Raw genomic sequence first — 19,362 nt, 5'->3', positions numbered from 1 at the left:
CGCCGCTACCGGAGGCGGCCCACCCCGCCGAACTCGATCCACTCCTGGGTGAGCTGACGCGGCGCCACCTCGTTGTCCGGGCGCCACGTGGACACCTCCACCAGGCCCGGCTCCAGGACGTCCATCCCCTCGAACCACTCGGCGACGTCCTTCTCCTGGCGCACCCGTCCCCAGTGGCCCTGGGTCGCCTGGTCCATGAAGTTCGTGACGAACTCCCGCACTTCGGCGTCCTCGCTCACCAGCTGGCACATCACCAGGTAGCTGCCGGGCACGAGCCGTTCGGCCACCCGGCCCACCACCGCGAGCGGACCGTCGGTGTCGCTGTCGGGGATGCAGTGGAAGACCGAGTTGAACAGCACCGCCACCGGCTGCGAGAAGTCGATCAGCCGCTCGGTGTCGGGATGGGAGAAGATCATGTCGGTGTCGCGCAGGTCCGCCTGGATGACGGCGGTGCGGTCGTTCTGGTCCAGCAGGGCGCGGCCGTGCACCAGGACCATCGGGTCGTTGTCGACGTAGACCACCCGCGTCTCAGGATCGACCCGCTGCGCGACCTGGTGCACGTTGTTCTGCGTGGGCAGACCGGAGCCGTGGTCGAGGAACTGGCGCACGCCGTACTCCTGCGCGAGCGTCCGCACCACCCGCTGCAGAAAGCGCCGGTTGTTCTGCGCCAGCGCGCGCGTGCTCGGAACCACCTTGTCGAGTTCCTCGCAGGCGGCCCGGTCGACGGCGTAGTTGTCCTTGCCGCCCAGATAGTGGTCGTACATGCGCGCGGCCGTGGGCACCGTCGCATCGATCTTCGTGGACAACTGCTTCCCGGACTCCATCGTCTCCCCCACTCCCGCACCGGACCCGGCGCACCCGAACGCCAGGCAATACATCCTAGGGACAACGCACTTGACGCAACCACCCACTTGATCGAACCACCCGCAACCGGTGCCGTGCCGGGCCGTCGGACGCACCGTTAGAGTGAACGGTCCATGCCACACGACCCGTACTCGTTCATGGAGGCCCCACCCGGTGAAGGAGCTCAGGTGACCCTGCGCGAGGACGATCCCCGGTCGGTGGGGGGATACCGGATCGAGGCGCGCATCGGGACCGGCGGCATGGGTGTCGTCTACCTCGGGCGGTCGGTGTCGGGACGGGCCGTCGCCATCAAGGTGATCCACGCCCGGTACGCGGACGACGCCGAGTTCCGGGCCCGGTTCCGGCAGGAGGTCGCGGCGGCCCGGCAGGTCAGCGGGGCGTTCACCGCGCCGGTCGTGGACGCCGATCCGGAGGCGGCCCGGCCGTGGATGGCCACCGCCTTCGTCCCCGGACGCACCCTCACCGACCGCGTCGCCGAGTCGGGTCCGCTGGACTGGCCCTCCCTGCGCCGACTGGGCACCGAACTCGCCGAGGCGCTGCGGGAGATCCACCGGGCCGGGGTGGTGCACCGGGATCTCAAGCCCAGCAACGTGCTGCTGCTGGACGCGGACGGCGAGGACGGGGCGGTGCGCGTCATCGACTTCGGCATATCGCGCGCCGCCGGCAGCGACGTCCGTACCCAGACCGGCGTCGTGATGGGCTCGCCGCCGTTCATGGCCCCGGAGCAGTTCAGCCGGCCGCGCGACGTGGGGCCGGCGGTCGACGTGTTCTCCATGGGCGCGGTGCTCGTGTACGCGGCCACCGGGCGCAGCCCCTTCGAGGCGGAGAACGCCTATCTTGCCGCGTACACCACCGTCCACGGCGAGCCCGACCTGGGCCGGCTCCCGCGGCCGCTGCGCCCGCTGGTGACGGCCTGTCTGACCAAGGACCCGGCCGGCAGACCCACCTCCGGCGAGGTCCTGAAGGCCCTGGCGGCCCTGCCCGAGGAACTGCCCGACGAAGAGCTCGCCGACCGGCCGTCACCGGGCCCGGTGACCGCGCTCACCGACACGGCGAAGGTGCCGGCCCCGCCGAAGCGGCGCAGCCGGCGGATGCGGACCGCGGTCGCGGGAGCGGCGGTCCTCGCCGTCGCGGCCACGGCCGTCACCGCCTCCGTGCTCGCATCGAGCGACACCTCCGATCGAGCCGTCGTACGGGCCGCCCATCCGTCGGCTTCGACACCGGCCGGCTGGAAACCGTGGCACAACGCGCTCGAGTCGGACGACAAGACGATGGACATGAAGCCCGCGTGCACACCGGACGCGCTCGGTGTCTTCTGCTCCTCCCCGCAGGTCGCGCTGATGCGGCTGAGTCCCGCCACCGGCCGGGTGGACTGGACGAGGCCCATGAGCGAGAAGAAGGTCAGCAGCTTCTCGCTGAGCGAGCCCGTCGTGCACGACGGCGTGGTCTACGTCAACAGCGCCGACCGGTCCGAGGGCCTGGACGCCTACGACGGCCGGACCGGGAAGCGGCTGTGGCACCTGAACGGCCCGCTGGGCGGCTTCTCCGCACTGGGCGGTGTGCTGCTGGTCCGCCTGGACCCCCTCGGGACCTCCCGCACCGCCCGCTACGCGGCCCACGAGCCCCGCACGGGCGAGGAGTTGTGGCGACGGACGCTGACCGGCAACTCCGCCCAGCCGTTCTACGAGGGCTCCAAAGGTCTGCTCTACGCCGATCTGCGCGGCGGCAGCGGAGGGATCGCCCGTGTCGACGCCCGCACCGGCAGGAATGTGGGCGTCGTCGACGCGCCCAAGGGGGACCTGTGGCTGGCCACGGTGCACGACGGCACGGCCTACTACGCCCGCTGGGAGAACGGCAGTGGTGTCTCCGCCGCCTTCTTCATCCAGGACCTGCGCAGCGGCAGGACCCGCCGCATCGACTTCCCCTGGAGCGTCGCCCCGGAGGCCCCGCCGCTGGTGCACGGCGACGCCATGTACATCTTCGACTACGACCACGAGACGCTGCTCGCCCTGGACCTCCGGCACGGCAAACCGCTGTGGACCAGCGACCGCGACCTGCGCGTCTTCAGCGAACCGTCCCTGCACGACGGCCGGTTGTACGTCACCATGCCGGACACCAGCGTCCTCGCCCTCGACCCGCGCACCGGCAGGGAGATCGGACGCACCGGACGCTCCTTCGACACGACGGGACAGTCCTTCGAGGAACTGTCGCCGAGCGCCGTACCACCCCTGCTGGTCGGCAGCGTGCTGTACGGCGTCAGCGGGCCGGGCGTCTTCTCGGTGCGCGACGTCACCCGCCCTGCCGAGCCGTAGCTAGAGGTGGCGGGCGGCGGCCAGGACCGTGGCCGCGGCTCCGGTGCCCAGGACCGCGCCGGCGATGACGTCGCCCGGGTAGTGCACCCCGGTGTGGACGCGCGAGTAGCCCACGGCGACGGCCAGCAGGCCCAGGGGCACCGTCGCGACGGGCAGCGCGGGGCCGACCGCTGCGGCGAAGGCGACGGCCGAGGCGGTGTGCCCGGAGGGGAACGACGCGGACGCGGGCATCGGCACGTGCCGCCCCGGGAACGGCGAGTCCACGGCGCGGTGGGGGCGTGGCCGTCGGACGAGCCGCTTGCCCAGCAGGTTGGCCGTGGCCGATGCGACGCCGATCGCCGCGACACCGAGGGCGGCGGCGCGGCGCGACCGGCCGGGGCTCAGCGCGAGTGCCCCGGCGACGGCGACGGAGATCTTGGAGTGGTCGGCCGCCGCGGACAGCCGGCGCAGCGCGGAATCCAGCGCGGGTGTGCTGGTGACCGTCACGGCCTCGTACAGCGCCTGGTCGAGGGCGGCGAGATCACGCAGCAGGCCTCGCGGTACAGGTTGTTCCCGCGGGGTGCGGTCAGCCATCGCTGTGCTCCTGGTTCTTCTCTCGTGGGTCGGGTGCCCGGTGGAACGCCAGGCGCACGATACGCCGCCAGTCGACGGACGGTGCGACGTACGGGGCGCCCGGTCTGTGTCTGGGCACACGTACCCGCAGTGCGCCGGGACGTATCGTGCACACGACGGGTGTGGGCAGGGTCAGTGCCTCACCGTCCACGGCCACCGGGATGAGCTCCGCCTCGGACTCGACGACCACACGGCGGGGCGTGAGGGTCGTGATGCCGCTGGCCCGCTCCCCCAGCAGCGCCACCTCGGCGGCCTGGGCCGCGCCCTCCACCCGGACCGCGATCACGCCGAGTCTGCCCGAGTCGAGCCGTGCCCTGCGCGCCCCTCCCAGGGGGTCGGCCCGGACGTAGGGGTTGTTGCTGACCAGTACCGCCTGCGGGGCCTGAAGTCGCTCCTCGTCGGCCCGGGCCGTCAGCGCGGTGCTCGCCTCACCGGTCAGCAGGTCCGGCAGCTGGTCGAGGGCGGTGGCCGCCTTGGCCTCGCGGTAGTCGGGGCTCTGCACGATGTGCGCGTAGGTGCCGAACGAGGCCGTGTTGACGAACGGCCGGCCCGCCACGTCCCCGAGGTCGACGCGGAGTTCCACCCCGTCGGTGAGGGCGTCCAGGCTGCGCGTGGGGTCGTCGCGGTCGAGACCGAGGTCCAGGGCGAAGTGGTTGCGGGTGCCGGCGGTCACCACCATGAACGGCAGGCCGTGTTCGGCGGCCACACCGGCCACCAGGGCCTGGGTGCCGTCACCGCCGGCCACCCCCAGCAGGTCGGCGCCCTCGGCCACGGCCTGCCGGGCCAGCGCCACCGGGTCCGGAGAGGTGTCCAGGTCGAGCAGGATCACCCGGGCGCCGAGGGCTTCGGCCCGCTCCACCAGGCCGTACTTGCCGACTTTTCCGCCGCCGGAGCGCGGGTTCATGATCAGTACGGGGCGGCGGGGTCTGCGCGTGCTGCGGGAATGCATTCCGTGAGGCTTGCGCTGCCTGCGCAGCGCGCTCCGCGCGCAGGCGAGCGCGGCGGTCCAGGCGGCCACGGCCCCCACCGCCACCAGCCACAGGCCCGACACCGCGAAGAGCACCAGAACGGCCATCGGCGCCACGACCGCCAGCAGGGCGCCGACGAAACGGGCGATGCCGCGGTGCGCAAGGGCCCACCAGATACCGGCCCCGGCCACGGCGAGTCCCACCAGGCCCAGCAGCAGGATCAGCGACTTCCCGGCGCCCGCGACCACCGCGGCCACGGCACCGGCGACGCACACCAGGGAGAGCCGGGCCAGCAGTCGTGCCGCGCCCGGCTCCGCCTCAGCTGTCCTTCGAGTCGCGTGCATGATGCGTCGGGCAGTCCCCGGGGTCCATGGTCCGCGTGCTCGACGCCATCGGTCTCCTCGGTGCTCCGGGTGCTGCCCAGCCCTCCTCCCCATGGTGGCCGCGGCCCGCGGCTCCGGCATCCCGGCGATCCGCGGTGCGGACCGTGAGCGTCTACCCCGTGATGCCCGCGTTCAAGTCGTCGGGCTTCGCCGCGGCGGCCGCCGCGGCGCGGGTCGGCGCGCCCAGGGCCCAGAACAGGACACCGAGGAGGATGAAGACGGCCAGCGGAACGGCCTCCGTGAGGAGGTACTTGACGCGCTCGCCGTGGCTCCAGCCGTCCGGGGCGTAGGCCGAGCCGAACCAGTGGTCGCCGGCGCCGGGAGCGATCAGCTGCACGGTCGCGAACAGGATCAGCACGGTCAGGACGATGCTGATGGCGAGGGGGAAGGGCGCCTTGTAGGGGCGGGGGACGTCGGGGGCCTTGCGGCGCAGGACCGGCAGGGCCGGGAAGATGCCCAGATAGCTGACGAGCGTGGTGGAGACGGCGAGGCCGAGGACGGCACCGAAGAGCTTCGCGGCGCTGCCGTGGGTGAGCTCGTGGGCCAGGACCAGGACGAGGGTGGAGACCAGCCCGCTGAGGATGTTGACGCGTACCGGGGTGCCGAAGCGGCTGGAGATCACGCCGAGGAAGCGGGGGGCCGCGCCGTCGTAGCCGGAGACGGCCAGGGCGCGGTCGGAGCCCATGACCCAGGTGACGCCGGAGGAGAGCACCGTGAGGATGAACATGATCGCGGCCAGGTCGCCGAGGACGCTGCCGGCGCCACTGAGCGTGGCGCTGCCGTCGGCGGAGACGTGGCCGCCGTAGACGGTGAAGACCTGCCGCATCGCGTCGATGAAGCCGCCGAGACCCGTGATGGCCTTGACCGGCAGGACGAGCAGGATGCCGAGGATCGGCAGGGCGTAGAGCAGGACGGAGAGGACAGCGCTGCGGAAGATGGCGAAGGGGACGTCCTTCTGGGCGTCGGTCATCTCCTCGCCGGCGGTGTTGGGCAGTTCGAAGCCGACGTAGTTGAACATCAGGACGGGCACCAGGGCGACGAATCCGGCGTACGTCGGGGAGAAGTCGCCGCCCCCGAAGCCGTGCAGGCCGTGCTTGATGCCGTAGATCACGACGGTGAGAGTGAACAGGCCGAGGAGCACGAAGCGGCTCCAGGCACCGAGGGTGGGGATCCACTTGCCGATGTCGAAGGAGAGGATCGCGGCGAGCACGCCCACCCAGACGAACAGCAGGGTGAAGACGTAGAAGGCAGGGGTGCTCAGGTCCTTTCCGTCGTTGAAGAAGGTGGTGTAGGCCGTGACGGCGGAGACGGACAGGGTGCCGCCGAGCCACACCGGGTTGGTGATCCAGTACAGGAAGTTGTTGACGGCTCCGGCGAGGCGTCCGAAGGCGCGGCTGGTCCATATGTAGGGGCCGCCCTCCTCGGGGAAGGCGGCACCGAGTTCGGCGGTGAGCAGGGCGGAGGGGATGAAGAAGACGGCGGCCAGCACGAGGAGCCAGGTGAACGCCTCGGCACCATTGGAGGCGACGCTGCCGATGGTGTCGACGCCGACGATGGTGCACAACAGGAAGAAGAGGATGTCGAAGCGGCCGAAGTGCTTGCGCAGCTTCTGCCGTTCGGTCTGGGCCGCCGGCGGCGGGGCCGGCTCGAAGGTGGTGGGGCCAGCAGTCACCGGGGCTCCTGTGTGCTCGTACCGAGAGGCGAGATTTGGCCAATGATCTGGCGGTATCGGACGGCCCACAAGCGGTCATGGACAACTCTTGACCATCGATTCTCCGGGTGGACGCACCGGTAACCGCGGCGAAACAGGGGAGCGCGGCACGTGCGCCGCTGGTTCAGCCGTGGCCGGCGTGCAGATGGCTGTGGGAGACCTCGGGGGGACAGGGCTCTCGCTTCGGGCGGCGGTTGCGGCGCCAGTCGTGGACGGCGAGGGTCAGGCCGGCGAGGACGGGCAGGACGCCGAGGCCCACGGCGGTGGCGACGGCGGTCCGGTAGTCGTGGTGGGCGGCGCTCAGGACCAGGTAGAAGACGCCGGGCAGGGCCGCCGTGCCGATGGCGCCGCCCAGGCGCTGTCCGGTCTGCAGGGCGCCGCCGGCGGCCCCGGCCATGCGAACGGGTACGTCCCGCAGGGTCATGGTCACGTTGGGAGAGATCACGCAGCCGCTGCCCACACCGCCGACGAAGAGGACGGGGATGGTGAGCCAGGTCGCGACGTCGGCCGGAGCGAGGCGCAGGACCAGGGCGGTGCCGCCGAGGCCGAGGGTGACGCCGACGAGGCCGCAGACGGTGAGCAGCCTGCCCAGCCGTTCGACCAGGCGCCCCGCGATCGCGGCGGCGAGGGCGGAGCCGAGGGCGAAGGGGGTCACCGCGAGCCCCGAGCGCAGCGGCGAGTAGTCCAGGCCGTTCTGGAAGAAGAGGGCGAAGACCAGCCATACGCCGCTGAAGCCGATGAAGTACAGGGTGGCGATGCCCGCGCCGATGGCGTATCCGCGGACGGTGGTGACGAGGCGGGGGTCCAGCAGCGGCTGGCCCTCGCGGGCCAGGACGCGCCGCTCCCAGTGCGCGAAGACGGCGAGCAGGGCCAGGCCCAGCGGGAAGAGCCACCACAGCCGTCGTACGCCGCCGGACTCGGCCAGGACGAGGGGGAGCATCAGGGCGAGGACGCCGGTGCCGAGGAGGGCGACGCCGCCCAGGTCGAGGCGTTCCCGGTGGCCCGGGGCCGTGCTGGGGAGCAGTCGCATGCCCAGCAGCAGGGCGGCCATGCCGATGGGCACGTTGACGTAGAAGATCCAGCGCCAGCCCTGGGGGCCGTCGGCCAGGGTCAGGATGAGACCGCCGACGACGGGGCCGACGGCGCTGGAGATGCCGACGGTGGCCCCGAACAGGCCGAAGGCGCGGCCGCGTTCGGCTCCGCGGAACATCTGCTGGATGAACGCGGAGTTCTGGGGGGCGAGGCAGCCCGCGGCGACGCCCTGGGCGAGGCGGGCGGCGACGAGCAGGGCGATCGAGGGGGCGGCGCCGGCGGCGGCACTGCACACGACGAACGCGGTCAGCGCCAGGAGGTAGATGCGGCGCCTGCCGATCGCGTCGCCGACGCGGCCCGCGGTGACCAGGACCAGGGCGAAGGCGAGTGCGTAGCCGGAGACGACCCACTGGATGGCGGGGGCGGAGGCGTGCAGGTCGCGCTGCATGGAGGGGAGCGCCACGGCGACGATCGTGACGTCGAGCAGGCTCATGAACCCGGCCACCAGAGTGACCCACAGCGCCTTCCAGCGTCGTGGGTCCGGTGTGTCGTTCGCCTGCGTCGGCACTGCTCCTCCTTCGCGGACCGGGTGACCGGTGCGGGGCGCGGTCACGTCCGCGCCGGGTACCCGGGGACGCGGGAGTCTCCCGTGACGTGGTGCGGAGAGTGGGCGGCGGACGCGAGTTCACTCCTGGTGGGCGTCGATGTCGCCGTTGACCGTGGTCAGCGTCATGGTAGGGCCGGTGCGGGCGTTGCGCGTGGGCACGTCGACCGAGGTACGGCCGTTCTGCGTCCCGGCCGCCACGGCGTAGGCAGGAGGGTCGTGCGGGACGGTGACGTCGACGGAGCCGTTGGTGGTCGTCGCGGAGACACCCGAGGGGGCCGTGGTGCAGGCGAGCGTCACGTCGCCGTTGACGGTGCTCGCGTGCAGCCGGTCCGCGGCGAGTCCGTCGGCGCGCACCGAGCCGTTGCGGGTGGTCAGGCGCAGCGTGGCGGTGTCGTCTCCGGCGCGGGTGACGGTCACGTCGCCGTTGACGGTGGTCAGGTCCAGCGCGGCCGCGATCCCCGCCGCGTCGATGCCGGCGTTGCGGGCGCCGACCGTGACGCTCAGGCCGTCGGGGACCTTGACGTAGGGCATGCGGGGGCACGGGCCCGAGCACGACAGGTCGAGGGTCCAGGTGTGGTCGCGGTGGGACCAGGCGGTGTGGACGTGGTCGTCGACGGTGACGCGGTGTCCGTCGGCCGGACGCAGGCGCAGGCCGTTGTCGGTGGTGATGACGAGGTGGTCGCCGGATGCCGGGCGCGCGGAGGTCGCGGCGGCCGAGGTCCGGGACGCCTCGTGTGCGTCGTCGCCGCACGCCGTGGTCGCCGCGAGGAGCGGCAGGACCGCCGCGAGCAACAGCACGGGTCTTGAGGGCATCGCCTTCATGGGCGTACGAGTGCCCCGTGTCGGCGTCCGTATGACGGGGTGTCGGGGGGCAACGAAAGGGCCCCGCACCGGGATTGCCGGAGCGGGGCCCACAAGAGCGCCGGGCAGGCCTTGCACCTGCATTTCCCCGCAGGAAGCGGGGCGTCTTTCCTTGGACCACCAACGCACGATCGAGTGGCGGGAGTTCCCCGGCCGCTCGCTCTGCGTTCATCCTATCGCACCTCAACCGCCCCGCTCGCCACACCTGTTGACGCCCGCAACACACCGTCAACAGTAAAGCGAAAGTATGGTCTAGACCAAAACGCGCTTTGGTCTAGACCGAGGTATGGACGCGGTCCGTGGCACGACCCGAAGCTGGGGCACCCCCACTTCACAGGAGGCACACCGTGAAACGCCTTCGCGCATGTCTCGGCGCGGCCACCGGCGTCATGCTGACCGCCGCCGGAACCACGGCCCTGGTCGCGGGCCACGCCTCGGGTGCGACCACCGCACTCGACAACCGCTGGTACGCGGCGGCCCCGTACCTCATGCCGCTCGACAACGACCCGCCCGACCCGGCCGCCATCATGGACGACACCGGCCTCAAGGCCTTCCAGCTCGCCTTCGTCCTCGCCCCCAACGGCGGCGGCTGCTCCCCCACTTGGGGCGGTACGGCACCGGTCTCCTCGGACACCGCCGTGCAGTCCGTCATCAACACCATCCGCGCCAAGGGCGGCGACGTCTCGATCTCCGTCGGCGGCTACGGCGGCACGAAGCTCGGCCAGACCTGCTCGGACGCCGCCGCGACGGCAGCCGCCTACCAGCAGGTCATCACCAAGTACGGGCTGCACGCGATCGACTTCGACCTGGAGGAGCCGGAGTACGAGAACACCGCGGCGATCAGGAACGAGATCGGGGCGGCGAAGATACTCCAGCAGAACAATCCGGGCCTGTACGTCTCCGTGACCACCGCCGGCACCGCCGACGGCACGGGCTGGTTCGGCAAGCAGATGCTGCTGGAGGCGAAGTCGCAGGGGTTCACGCCGAACAACTTCTCCATCATGCCCTTCGACGGCGGCTTCAACGGGGCGGCCTCGCAGACGAGCGCGCTCACCAACTTCAACGCCGTCCTTCAGTCCACCTTCGGCTGGGACCAGGCGACGGCGTACGCCCATGAGGGCTTCTCCGGCATGAACGGGCGCAGCGACTCCGGGGAGATCTTCACCCAGGCCGACTTCCAGACCGTGCTGGACTACGCCACGGCCCACAACATGGACCGCTTCACCTTCTGGTCGCTCAACCGGGACCGCCAGTGCAGCCCGGTCGACAACGGCGGCCGTACCTCCGGCACCTGCTCCAGCGTGGCGCAGAACTCCTGGGACTTCGCGAAGTACTCGGTGAAGTTCGCGGGTGCCACACCGCCGTCCACGACGCCCACGCCCCCTCCGCCGCCCACCGGGTGCAAGACCACCTGGAGTTCGAGCGCGGTGTACACCGCCGGGGACGAGGTGTCGTACAACCGGCACAACTGGAAGGCCAAGTGGTGGACGCAGAACGAGGTGCCCACCGCCTCCGACTGGGGCGTCTGGCAGGACGAGGGGGCCTGCTGACGGACCGGGAAGGGCCGGGCACGGATCCGGTCGCGAACCGACCGCTCCGTGCCCGGTCGCTCGTCGCGCGTCAGATACGGCCGCCGGTCAGACGAGTGATCGGGCCGAGGGAGCGACGACCGGCGCGGCGGCCCGCCGCGTACGTCGTGGCGCCGAGCGCCGTCAGGCCCGCTCCCACGCCCGCCGCGAGGGCCTTGCGGTGGGCGATCGCCACCCACGCCGTCTTGGCGACGGCCGCGGCCTGACCGGAGGCGGCGATGACGGCCTGGCGGCCCGCTTCGACGCGCTCGGTCGCGGCGCGGGCGACCGCGGCGGTCGTCCCGGCCGCACGCTCGGTCGTGTCCGCGGCGGTCGACGCCACGTCAGCGGTCTTCTCGGCGGCCTTGTCCGCGGCCTTGGAGGCCGGAGCGGTCGCCTTCGCGGTGGTCCGCCGGGCCTTGGCGGCCGTGCTGCGCGCGGATCCGGAATCTCGATGCGTGTCGTTGTTCGATGGGCTCATGGAATCCGCGTTGCCGCTCGATGCGACGGCAAACACGTTCCGGCCCACACAGTGTCACGCTCCGCGCATCCAGGCGCGGGTGCCGAAGGAGGCGCAGGCCCGCGAGGCCACGGCGGCCGCCTGACGCAGGGCGTCGGCGAAGGTCCGTGACGTCAAGTCGCCCGGTCCGGCCAGGTGATGGGCGAGGGCGCCGTGCAGGACGTCACCCGCGCCCAGTGTGTCCGCGACCGGCACCGCGGGCACCTCCACCGTTCCGGAGCCGTCGGGCCCGGCCCACTCGATGGGCCCCGCTCCCCCGCTGACGGCCGACCAGGTGACGCCGTGTTCCCGCAGGTACCGCAGCGTGTCGGCCGGCGTGCGGGTGCCGGGCGGGTGGAAGTCGGCCGAGCAGACGGCGACGTCGACCAACCGCAGCAGCTCCTGTGTCCCGTCCTTCCAGCTGCCCCCGTCGAGGAGGGTCCTACGGCCGGCGGAGCGCGCCGCGCGTGCGGCGGCCAGGGCGAGTTTCCCGTGGTGTCCGTCGAGTTCGACGATGTCGCAGGCCGCCACCAGGGCGTCGAGGTCGGCGGGCGGGGCCAGGCGGTGGCGGGTCGCGTTGGTCGAGGCGACCGCCCGCTCACCGGTGGAGGCGGTGACCAGGACGGAGGAGACGGCGGGCGGTTCGGTCGACTCCGCCGCCAGGTCGGTCACCGTCACGCTCAGCTGTCGCAGATCCGCCGTGACGGCACGGCCCAGGGGGTGCGAGCCGATCGCCGTGAGCAGACGCGCCCTGCCGCCCAGGTGGGTGAAGGCCACGGCCGCGTTCGCCGCCGGGCCGCCCGCGGCGATGGTCTGGTCGCGCGAGGTGAGCTTCTCGTCGGAGCCGGGGACGTGATCCACCAACTGGATGACGTCGAGGGTGCACAGGCCGACGAAGAGCCCGGCGGGGTGTGTGCGTGTCGTCGGTTCCACGCGTCCAGCATGCCCTGGCGGCATTTACTAACAATTGATTGAGCAGTCCAGCCTGATAAGCCTAGTGTTACTACCTGTGACGACGCGGACAGAGGCATCCGCCGGAGGCGGACGCGAGGCGCGGGACAGCGTCCGGCTCGCCTCCGACCTGCGGCTGGCGGTGGGACGCGTGACCCGGCGGCTGCGGCAGGCCCACGCCGTGGGGGACGTGTCGCTGTCCGGCGTGTCGGTGCTGGCCCGGCTCGCGGCCGACGGCCCCGACTCGCCGACCTCGCTCGCCGAGACGGAACGCGTCCGGCCCCAGGCGATGGCCGGCACGCTCGCGCTGCTCGAACAACGCGGCCTGGTGCGCCGTACCCCCAACGCCACGGACGGCAGGCGCAGCATCGTGGCCGTCACCGACGAGGGGCGGGCCATGCTGGCCGAGCGGCGGTCGGAGTCGGTGGACCGGCTGGGCGCCGTCCTGGAGGGCTTCAGCGCCGAGGAGCGCGCCACGCTCGCCGCGGCGCTGCCCCTGCTCGACCGGCTGGCGGAGCGGCTGTGATCGCGCGACGCAAGGACGCCCCGGCCGGGACCGGCTACAAATGGGTCGCGCTGTCGAACACCACGCTCGGCGTGCTGATCGCCACGATGGACGCCTCCATCGTGATCATCTCGCTGCCCGCGATCTTCCGCGGGATCGGCCTCGACCCGCTGGCGCCGGGCAACATCGGCTATCTGCTGTGGATGATCCTGGGCTATCTGCTGGTCTCGGCCGTGCTGGTCGTCGTGCTCGGCCGGCTGGGTGACATGTTCGGCCGGGTCAGGATCTACAACCTCGGCTTCCTCATCTTCGCGTGTGCCTCGGTGGCGCTCTCACTGGATCCGTTCCGGGCCGGGGCGGGGGCGCTGTGGCTGATCCTGTGGCGGATCGTGCAGGCCTTCGGCGGCTCCATGCTGACCGCCAACTCGGCCGCCATCCTCACCGACGCCTTCCCGGCCCGGCAGCGCGGCATGGCGCTGGGCATCAACCAGATCACCGCGCTCGCCGGCCAGTTCCTCGGCCTGCTCGCGGGCGGTCTGCTCGCCGCCGTCGACTGGCGGGCGGTGTTCTGGGTGAGCGTCCCGGTCAGTGTCACCGGGACCGTCTGGTCGTACCTGAGCCTGCGTGAGACCGCGTCGGGCCGGCGCGGCCGCGTCGACTGGCTGGGCAATCTCACCTTCGCGGCCGGCGCCGGAATCCTGCTGGCCGGCATCACCTACGGCATCCAGCCCTACGGCGACAGCGCCACGGGCTGGGCGAATCCCTGGGTCCTCGCCGGCCTGATCGGCGGCGTGACCCTGCTGCTGGCGTTCTGCCTCATCGAGACCCGGGTCGCCGAACCCATGTTCCACCTGGCTCTGTTCAAGGTGCGCGCCTTCACGGCGGGGAACCTGGCCGCGCTGCTGACGGCGATCGCACGCGGCGGGCTGCAGTTCATGCTGATCATCTGGCTGCAGGGCATCTGGCTGCCGCTGCACGGCTACGACTTCGAGGACACCCCGCTGTGGGCCGGCATCTTCATGCTCCCGCTCACCCTGGGTTTCCTGCTCGCGGGACCCGTGTCCGGCTATCTGTCCGACCGGTTCGGCGCGCGGCTGTTCTCCACCGCCGGTCTGTGTCTGGTCGCGTGCTCGTTCCTCGGTCTGCTCGCGCTGCCGGTCGACTTCGCATACGGCCCGTTCGCGGCGCTGTTGCTGCTCAACGGGCTGGGCCAAGGCATGTTCTCCTCGCCCAACACATCCTCGATCATGGGCAGTGTGCCGCCCGAGCACCGCGGGGTGGCCTCGGGCATGCGGTCCACGTTCCAGAACTCCGGGACCGCCCTGTCCATCGGCGTGTTCTTCTCCCTGATGGTGTCCGGGCTCGCCTCCTCGCTGCCCGCCACGCTCACCAGCGGTCTTCAGGCCCACGGCGTGCCGGCCGGCGCGGCCGAGCACGCCGCCTCGCTGCCGCCGGTGAGCACGCTGTTCGCGACGTTCCTCGGCGACAACCCCATCGAGCATCTGCTCGGATCGGGCGGCGTCCTCGACCAGGTCACCGCGAGCGAGCGCGCCGCCCTGACGGGCCACACGTTCTTCCCGCGGCTGGTGTCGGGGCCGTTCCACCACGGTCTGACCATCGTGTTCGGCGTCGCGGCGGGCATGGCCCTGGTCTCGGCGCTGGCCTCCGCGCTGCGCGGGGCCCACCACGCGGAGTACGAGCGTCCCACCGCGGCCGCCGACGGCCAGGAGGCGGCACAGCCCCGCCACAACACGCCGTCGTGAACGGTCAGCCGGCCGCGAAGTCGCGCAGCGCGTCCTTGCCGCCGTTGAACCGGTCGTGGTCGCCGACCGTGGGGCCGGAGGAGGTGTACTGCCACATCGTGTACGAGGACCAGCCGGCCGGGAGCGCGCCCGCCGAGGAGGCGTAGCGGGCCACCCACAGGGGGTTGGTGGATCCGAAGGCGGCCGAGTCGCCCGTGCAGGTGCTCCACCAGCTGGTGGCCGTGTAGATGACGGCGGCGCGCCCGGTGCGGGCCTTGTAGCGGTTCACGAAGTCCCGGATCCAGGACACCATGCCGCTCTTGGACTTGCCGTAGCAGGAGTCGCCGTAGGGGTTCCACTCGATGTCGAGAGCGCCGGGCAGCGTCCTTCCGTCGCCGGACCAGCCGCCGCCGTGGTCGACGAAGTAGTCGGCCTGGGCGGTGCCGCTGCCGGTGTCGGGGGTGGCGAAGTGGTAGGCGCCGCGCACCATGCCGGTGTCGTAGGAGCCGCCGTACTGCTGGGCGAAGTACGGGTTGCGGTAGGAGGTGCCCTCGGTGGCCTTGACGTAGGCCCATCCGACGCCGCTGCTCCACAGGGTGGACCAGGAGGCGTTGCCCTGGTAGCTGGAGACGTCGACGCCCTCGGTCTGGGCGGAGCGGGTCAGCGGGGCGGCGTCCGTCCGGGTGTCGGCGCCGTCGTGGGCGAGGACGCCCATGCCCATGTACGCGCTGCCGCGCACGGGTATGGGTATGGACTCGGCCGACGCGGACGCGATCGGCAGGGCGGACAGGGCCAGGAGGAGACCGGCCGTGGCGGCGGTCGGGCGTATGCGCGCGCGGGCGCGCCTGCGGGTGTTTGGTTGCACATCAGCCATCTGACCCGCAGTCGCGCCGGCTCGCACGTCATGCTCCGCCCAACGAAGCAACGATCCGCCGTCAGCGTCTGCGCCAGTTCCACCCGCTGCCGATGCCCGCCACGTGCAGGGCCAGCGCCGTCAGCCCGAGGAGCATGACGTTGGTCGAGGTGAAGGTGTCGTTGGTGGAGATGTCGGCCGCGTTGATGAGGAACGCGATGAAGAACAGGACCGCGGAGAGGATCGCCAGCATGATGTCCGTCCAGTCGGTGGGTCGGGGGTCTCGTACCGTGTGGGGTCCGAATGCCCCCGACTCACCGGCTCACGCCGACGGCTCGCCGCGTCAGCGGCCGTGCTCCCTGTCCAGCCGTTCGAGCACCGCGCCCGCCATCGCCGCCTCGCCCTTGGCGTTGGGATGGGCGGGAGCGGCCGGGGAGGCCGGCCGCAGGGGTTCGATCCAGCGGTCGGCGGGCACCTTGCACATGTCGTGGTCCCGGGTGGGCGCATAGGTGTCGACGTACTCCGCCTGGTTGAACGCGGCCGTGAGACGGAGCATCAGGTTGAGCCGCTTCTCCGTGTCGCGCAGATAGGGGAAGTCCTTGGCGGCGAAGGGCACCGAGGGGTAGCAGCCGCTGCCGTCGTCGGGCAGCAGGTCGGGGTAGCCGACGACCACGACACGCGCGTGCGGCGCCCTGTGGTGCACTGCCCTGAGCACCCGGGCGACCTTCGGCGCGGTCTGCAGCACCGCGAGGGTCAGTTGGTCGACGCCGGAGGCGGTGTAGTGGCGTTGGCAGGGGTTGCCCGTCAGGTCCTGGGCGGAGAGCTGGGCGCAGGTGGCGATGATGGAGCCGAAGCCGATGTCGTTGCCGCCGATCTGGACGGTCACCAGGTCGGTTCCGCGCCCCACCGCGTCGAGTTGGGGTCCGTTGGTGCCCTGCGGCTTCCACATCTCCTCGGTCGTCGCGCCGGCACAGCTGACGTCGTCGAGGGCCGTGCCCTGTCGCTGGGCGGTGACCAGCGAGGGGTAGTTGTGGTCGGAGCGGGCGCAGTTGGCGTCGACCTGGGTGGGGATCACGGGACCCGAGGTGTAGGAGTCGCCGAGCGCCACGTACTCCGTCTTCTTGTGTCCGCCGGGCGAGCCGTGCGCGGTGGCCGGGGTACCGGCGGCCAGGACGAGGGCGCAACTGCCGACGGCTGCCGCAACTGCCGTGGCGCCGCGGCGTCTTGACGCCGATACGGCCGGCTGCGTGTCACGCTTCATGGAGACCTCCTGGTCCGAGCCGTCAGGGCGGAACGCGGCAGCGCGCGGTCGTCGCACGTTCAACTGGGCTTGTATACCGGTGAGTAGAGCCTGTCGGCCAGGGGCGTACAGCGACGAATTCAGGCGATTGCGGTGCGGAACAGGCCAGTCCGCCTGCCGCGGGCCGCGCACCCGCCACGCAAACCAGTTCGACGGGCCCTTGTCCGGCCGAGCACTCCGATGGCCAGACGCCACACCTGTCACAGACGCAACATCCGAGGTCAGCGGCCGGATGGGCCTTCACCAGGGAGTTCGCCCGAAGTCGCTGCGCGCGGTCCGTCGCCCGCATAGCGTGCGGTATCCCGAACCGCTCCCCCACGTCCCCGCGGTCCGCACCTCTTGGGCCCTGACCCACCAGGAGATCTTGGGATGTCCTCCGACAGCTCCGAGTTATACCCGGCGCAACACCGGCCCGGCCGGCACGCCTTCGTCTCCCCCGCTGCCCACTCCCCCGCTCCGCGTGAGGTCCGGCGGCTGCCGGTGCGCACCCGCTCGTGGACCGGCCCGCACCGGGACCTGCGGCTGCTGCGCCGGGCGGCGCGCCGACTGCGCCGCGTGGCCACGTTCGCCGCCCTCGGCTACTTCGCCGCCTTCCTCACCCTGACCGTCGCCCGCCCGTCCCTCATGACCCGCCCCGCGCCCGGCGGCCTGCCCACCGGACTGCTGCTCGCCCTGGTCCAACTCCCGGTCACCTGGCTGGCGGTGCTCGTGTACGAGTTCACCGCGCGCCGGTACGTCGACCCGCTGGCCCGGCAGGTGCGCCGGCACGCCTACGGCACCGCCGAAGGGGAGCCGCGGCCGTGACCGACTTCAACGGCACCGCGCAAGCCTGGTCGCTGGTGGCGTTCTCCACGGTCGTCACCCTCACGCTGCTGCTGTGCGTGCTCACCGGCCCCGACCGCGACGACCTCGACGAGTTCTACACCGGCTACCGCTCCCTGTCGCCGCTGCGCAACGGCCTGGCCATCGCCGGCGACTACATCTCCGCCGCCACCGTCCTCACCATCGGCGGGGTCATCGCGCTGTGCGGCTACGACGGGGTCGTGCTGGCCCTGAGCACCCTGCTGTCGCTGCTGCTCCTGATGGTCCTGCTGGCCGAACCCCTGCACCACACGGGCCGGTTCACCATGGGAGACGCGCTGGGCCGGCGTCTGCCCGGGCGCGCGGTGCGCATCACGGCGTGCGCGGTGACGCTGGCCGCGCTCGTGCCGATGATGGTCGTCCAACTGGCGGGCGTGGGGCAGCTGCTGGCGTTCATCCTCGGCTTCCACGACAGCGCGATGCGCACCGGCTGTGTCGTCGGGGCCGGGGCGCTGATGATCACGTACGCGGCGATCGGCGGGATGCGGGGCACCGCGCTGATCCAGATCCTCAAGACGGTGGTGCTGCTCGGGTCCGGGCTGATCGTCGCCGCGCTGGTGCTGCACACCTTCGGCTGGAGTCCGCGCACCCTGTTCCAGGCGGCGGCTCGGGGCAGCGGGGCAGGCGACGGCTTCCTGCGCTACGGCCTGCAGTTCGCGAGCGGCCCGCACCGCGGCCTGGACATGGTCAGCACCCAGTGCGCCATCGTGCTGGGCGGGGCCTGTCTGCCGCATGTCACCATGCGCATGTACACCGCCGGCAGCGCGCGGCAGGTGCGGCGCGCGATGTCCTGGGCGGTGTCGACGGTCACCCTGTTCATCGCCGTCATCACCGTGGTCGCCGTCGGAGCCACGGCCCTCATCGGGCGCACGGGCGTCGCCGCCGCCGATCCGCGCGGCAACACCGCCTATCTGCTGGGCGCGCGGGCCGCGTTCGGGATGCGCCTGTCGCGCGCGGAGAGCCTGGTGTTCACCGCGGTCACCACGGCGATCTTCCTGACGCTGCTGGCCTCGGTGGCCAGCATGACCCTGGCCTGCGCCAACTCCCTGGCCCACGACGTCGTCGCCACCCGCCGGCCCACCCCACCGCAGCGCGAGACGGCCCTGGCCCGGCTGGCCGCCCTGGCCGTGGGTCTCCCGGTGATCGCGCTGGCCGTGCTCGCCCAGCACCGCAGCCTCCAGCCGCTGGCCACCCTCTCCTTCTGCCTGGGCGCCTCGGCCATCGCGCCCGCACTCGTCTACAGCCTCTTCTGGCGGCGCTACACCCGCGCCGGGCTGCTGTGCACGCTGATCGGCGGCAGCGTGAGCGTGCTCGTCCTGATCACCGGCACCAACCTGGTCTCCGGGACACCTCAATCAGCCTTTCCCGACGTCGACTTCAACTGGTTCCCCTTCACCACGACGGCCCTGGTCTCGGTACCCGCGGGCTTCCTGTGCGGCCTGTTCGGCACCCTCCTGTCCGGCAGAAGGGCGACCGCGCGGGAGCGGGAGCGCTACGAGGCCATGGAGCACCTGCTGCTCGCCGGTCCCGCACGCCCCAAAAGCGGATGACGGCAGGTCATGGCACGTGGCCGGATTCCCTCCCCCGGCCCGGCGAGCCACCGCGCGCTGGGTATTCCTGCAGAGGTCGAGGCAGGCGGCGTTGGGGGGCTGACACTGTGGCACGCCGATGGTGGACTTCCGGGCCCTTCTCATCGCGTCACCCACAGAGACGTCAGCCGGTACGCGCCCCGC

Annotated in this window: 17 protein-coding genes; 6 read left to right on the top strand and 11 right to left on the bottom strand. The window is 71.9% G+C overall.

What is annotated here, in order from left to right:
- Positions 1–5: 5 nt before the first annotated feature.
- Positions 6–824 (bottom strand): SAM-dependent methyltransferase, encoded by an 819-nt coding sequence (locus tag ABZZ74_RS09035; protein WP_356762647.1) that lies wholly within the window; start codon positions 822–824, stop codon positions 6–8.
- A gap of 207 nt (positions 825–1,031) precedes the next feature.
- On the opposite strand from ABZZ74_RS09035, the gene ABZZ74_RS09030 reads away from it, so the two are divergent.
- A complete protein-coding gene (locus ABZZ74_RS09030; protein ID WP_356762645.1) occupies positions 1,032–3,176 on the top strand; it encodes a serine/threonine-protein kinase in 2,145 nt (714 codons plus the stop codon).
- Here the strand turns inward: ABZZ74_RS09030 and ABZZ74_RS09025 are convergent, their stop codons facing one another.
- The 5 genes from ABZZ74_RS09025 to ABZZ74_RS09005 all read right to left on the bottom strand — a co-directional run bounded on the left by ABZZ74_RS09025 (position 3,177) and on the right by ABZZ74_RS09005 (position 9,302).
- The gene (locus tag ABZZ74_RS09025) at positions 3,177–3,749 is read right to left on the bottom strand and encodes a phosphatase PAP2 family protein (protein WP_356762643.1); all 573 of its coding nucleotides are present in this window, start codon (positions 3,747–3,749) and stop codon (positions 3,177–3,179) included.
- The gene (locus tag ABZZ74_RS09020; RefSeq protein ID WP_356762641.1) at positions 3,742–5,100 is read right to left on the bottom strand and encodes a diacylglycerol kinase family protein; all 1,359 of its coding nucleotides are present in this window, start codon (positions 5,098–5,100) and stop codon (positions 3,742–3,744) included. Before ABZZ74_RS09020 ends, ABZZ74_RS09025 begins: the two co-directional genes overlap by 8 nt.
- A gap of 151 nt (positions 5,101–5,251) precedes the next feature.
- The gene (locus ABZZ74_RS09015) at positions 5,252–6,811 is read right to left on the bottom strand and encodes an APC family permease (RefSeq protein ID WP_356762639.1); all 1,560 of its coding nucleotides are present in this window, start codon (positions 6,809–6,811) and stop codon (positions 5,252–5,254) included.
- A gap of 163 nt (positions 6,812–6,974) precedes the next feature.
- Positions 6,975–8,450, bottom strand: coding sequence for an MFS transporter (locus tag ABZZ74_RS09010; RefSeq protein WP_356762637.1), 1,476 nt, complete (start codon positions 8,448–8,450; stop codon positions 6,975–6,977).
- A gap of 117 nt (positions 8,451–8,567) precedes the next feature.
- Positions 8,568–9,302: a DUF4097 family beta strand repeat-containing protein gene (locus tag ABZZ74_RS09005; RefSeq protein ID WP_356762634.1), complete on the bottom strand. Its 735-nt coding sequence runs from the start codon at positions 9,300–9,302 to the stop codon at positions 8,568–8,570.
- 395 nt (positions 9,303–9,697) lie between these two features.
- Between ABZZ74_RS09005 and ABZZ74_RS09000 the strand changes: the two genes are divergently transcribed.
- Entirely contained in the window at positions 9,698–10,900 is a 1,203-nt protein-coding gene (locus ABZZ74_RS09000; RefSeq protein ID WP_356762632.1) for a carbohydrate-binding protein, read from the top strand.
- A gap of 70 nt (positions 10,901–10,970) precedes the next feature.
- Here the strand turns inward: ABZZ74_RS09000 and ABZZ74_RS08995 are convergent, their stop codons facing one another.
- Both ABZZ74_RS08995 and ABZZ74_RS08990 read right to left on the bottom strand, forming a co-directional pair.
- Positions 10,971–11,399, bottom strand: coding sequence for a hypothetical protein (locus tag ABZZ74_RS08995; protein ID WP_356762630.1), 429 nt, complete (start codon positions 11,397–11,399; stop codon positions 10,971–10,973).
- Between the two features lie 54 nt (positions 11,400–11,453).
- Positions 11,454–12,350, bottom strand: a complete 897-nt coding sequence (locus ABZZ74_RS08990) for a PfkB family carbohydrate kinase (protein WP_356762628.1) — start codon at positions 12,348–12,350, stop codon at positions 11,454–11,456.
- Positions 12,351–12,426: 76 nt separating this feature from the next.
- Here ABZZ74_RS08990 and ABZZ74_RS08985 point away from each other — a divergent pair, with 76 nt between their 5' ends.
- Together ABZZ74_RS08985 and ABZZ74_RS08980 are read left to right on the top strand one after the other, a co-directional pair.
- Positions 12,427–12,894 (top strand): MarR family transcriptional regulator, encoded by a 468-nt coding sequence (locus ABZZ74_RS08985; RefSeq protein WP_356762626.1) that lies wholly within the window; start codon positions 12,427–12,429, stop codon positions 12,892–12,894.
- Positions 12,891–14,636, top strand: coding sequence for an MFS transporter (locus ABZZ74_RS08980; RefSeq protein WP_356762624.1), 1,746 nt, complete (start codon positions 12,891–12,893; stop codon positions 14,634–14,636). Before ABZZ74_RS08985 ends, ABZZ74_RS08980 begins: the two co-directional genes overlap by 4 nt.
- Before the next feature lie 4 nt (positions 14,637–14,640).
- Here ABZZ74_RS08980 and ABZZ74_RS08975 read toward each other — a convergent pair whose 3' ends face one another.
- The 3 genes from ABZZ74_RS08975 to ABZZ74_RS08965 all read right to left on the bottom strand — a co-directional run bounded on the left by ABZZ74_RS08975 (position 14,641) and on the right by ABZZ74_RS08965 (position 16,729).
- Positions 14,641–15,489 (bottom strand): lysozyme, encoded by an 849-nt coding sequence (locus ABZZ74_RS08975; protein WP_356762622.1) that lies wholly within the window; start codon positions 15,487–15,489, stop codon positions 14,641–14,643.
- Between the two features lie 61 nt (positions 15,490–15,550).
- Complete coding sequence (locus tag ABZZ74_RS08970) at positions 15,551–15,721, bottom strand: hypothetical protein (RefSeq protein ID WP_208778614.1); 171 nt, start codon at positions 15,719–15,721, stop codon at positions 15,551–15,553.
- Positions 15,722–15,811: 90 nt separating this feature from the next.
- Positions 15,812–16,729, bottom strand: a complete 918-nt coding sequence (locus ABZZ74_RS08965) for an SGNH/GDSL hydrolase family protein (protein WP_356762620.1) — start codon at positions 16,727–16,729, stop codon at positions 15,812–15,814.
- Positions 16,730–17,137: 408 nt separating this feature from the next.
- On the opposite strand from ABZZ74_RS08965, the gene ABZZ74_RS08960 reads away from it, so the two are divergent.
- Positions 17,138–17,572 carry a DUF485 domain-containing protein gene (locus ABZZ74_RS08960; protein ID WP_356762619.1) on the top strand — a complete coding sequence of 145 codons (435 nt, stop codon included), beginning with the start codon at positions 17,138–17,140 and terminating at the stop codon, positions 17,570–17,572.
- A complete protein-coding gene (locus ABZZ74_RS08955; protein WP_356762618.1) occupies positions 17,569–19,179 on the top strand; it encodes a cation acetate symporter in 1,611 nt (536 codons plus the stop codon). Before ABZZ74_RS08960 ends, ABZZ74_RS08955 begins: the two co-directional genes overlap by 4 nt.
- Positions 19,180–19,362: the final 183 nt, after the last annotated feature.

It is taken from the genome of Streptomyces sp. NPDC006476 (assembly GCF_040612015.1).
In the GTDB taxonomy this organism is placed as follows: Bacteria; Actinomycetota; Actinomycetes; order Streptomycetales; family Streptomycetaceae; genus Streptomyces; species Streptomyces griseorubiginosus_B.
This window is presented reverse-complemented; position numbering and strand designations above follow the sequence as displayed.

What these genes read in the sequence shown, in the direction of transcription:
- ABZZ74_RS09035 (WP_356762647.1), bottom strand. Translation starts at nt 824, where the DNA reads ATGGAGTCCGGGAAGCAGTTGTCCACGAAGATCGATGCGACGGTGCCC.
- ABZZ74_RS09025 (WP_356762643.1), bottom strand. Translation starts at nt 3,749, where the DNA reads ATGGCTGACCGCACCCCGCGGGAACAACCTGTACCGCGAGGCCTGCTG.
- ABZZ74_RS09020 (WP_356762641.1), bottom strand. Translation starts at nt 5,100, where the DNA reads ATGCACGCGACTCGAAGGACAGCTGAGGCGGAGCCGGGCGCGGCACGA.
- ABZZ74_RS09005 (WP_356762634.1), bottom strand. Translation starts at nt 9,302, where the DNA reads ATGCCCTCAAGACCCGTGCTGTTGCTCGCGGCGGTCCTGCCGCTCCTC.
- ABZZ74_RS08995 (WP_356762630.1), bottom strand. Translation starts at nt 11,399, where the DNA reads ATGAGCCCATCGAACAACGACACGCATCGAGATTCCGGATCCGCGCGC.
- ABZZ74_RS08975 (WP_356762622.1), bottom strand. Translation starts at nt 15,489, where the DNA reads ATGGCTGATGTGCAACCAAACACCCGCAGGCGCGCCCGCGCGCGCATA.
- ABZZ74_RS08970 (WP_208778614.1), bottom strand. Translation starts at nt 15,721, where the DNA reads ATGCTGGCGATCCTCTCCGCGGTCCTGTTCTTCATCGCGTTCCTCATC.
- ABZZ74_RS08965 (WP_356762620.1), bottom strand. Translation starts at nt 16,729, where the DNA reads ATGAAGCGTGACACGCAGCCGGCCGTATCGGCGTCAAGACGCCGCGGC.
- ABZZ74_RS08960 (WP_356762619.1), top strand. Translation starts at nt 17,138, where the DNA reads ATGTCCTCCGACAGCTCCGAGTTATACCCGGCGCAACACCGGCCCGGC.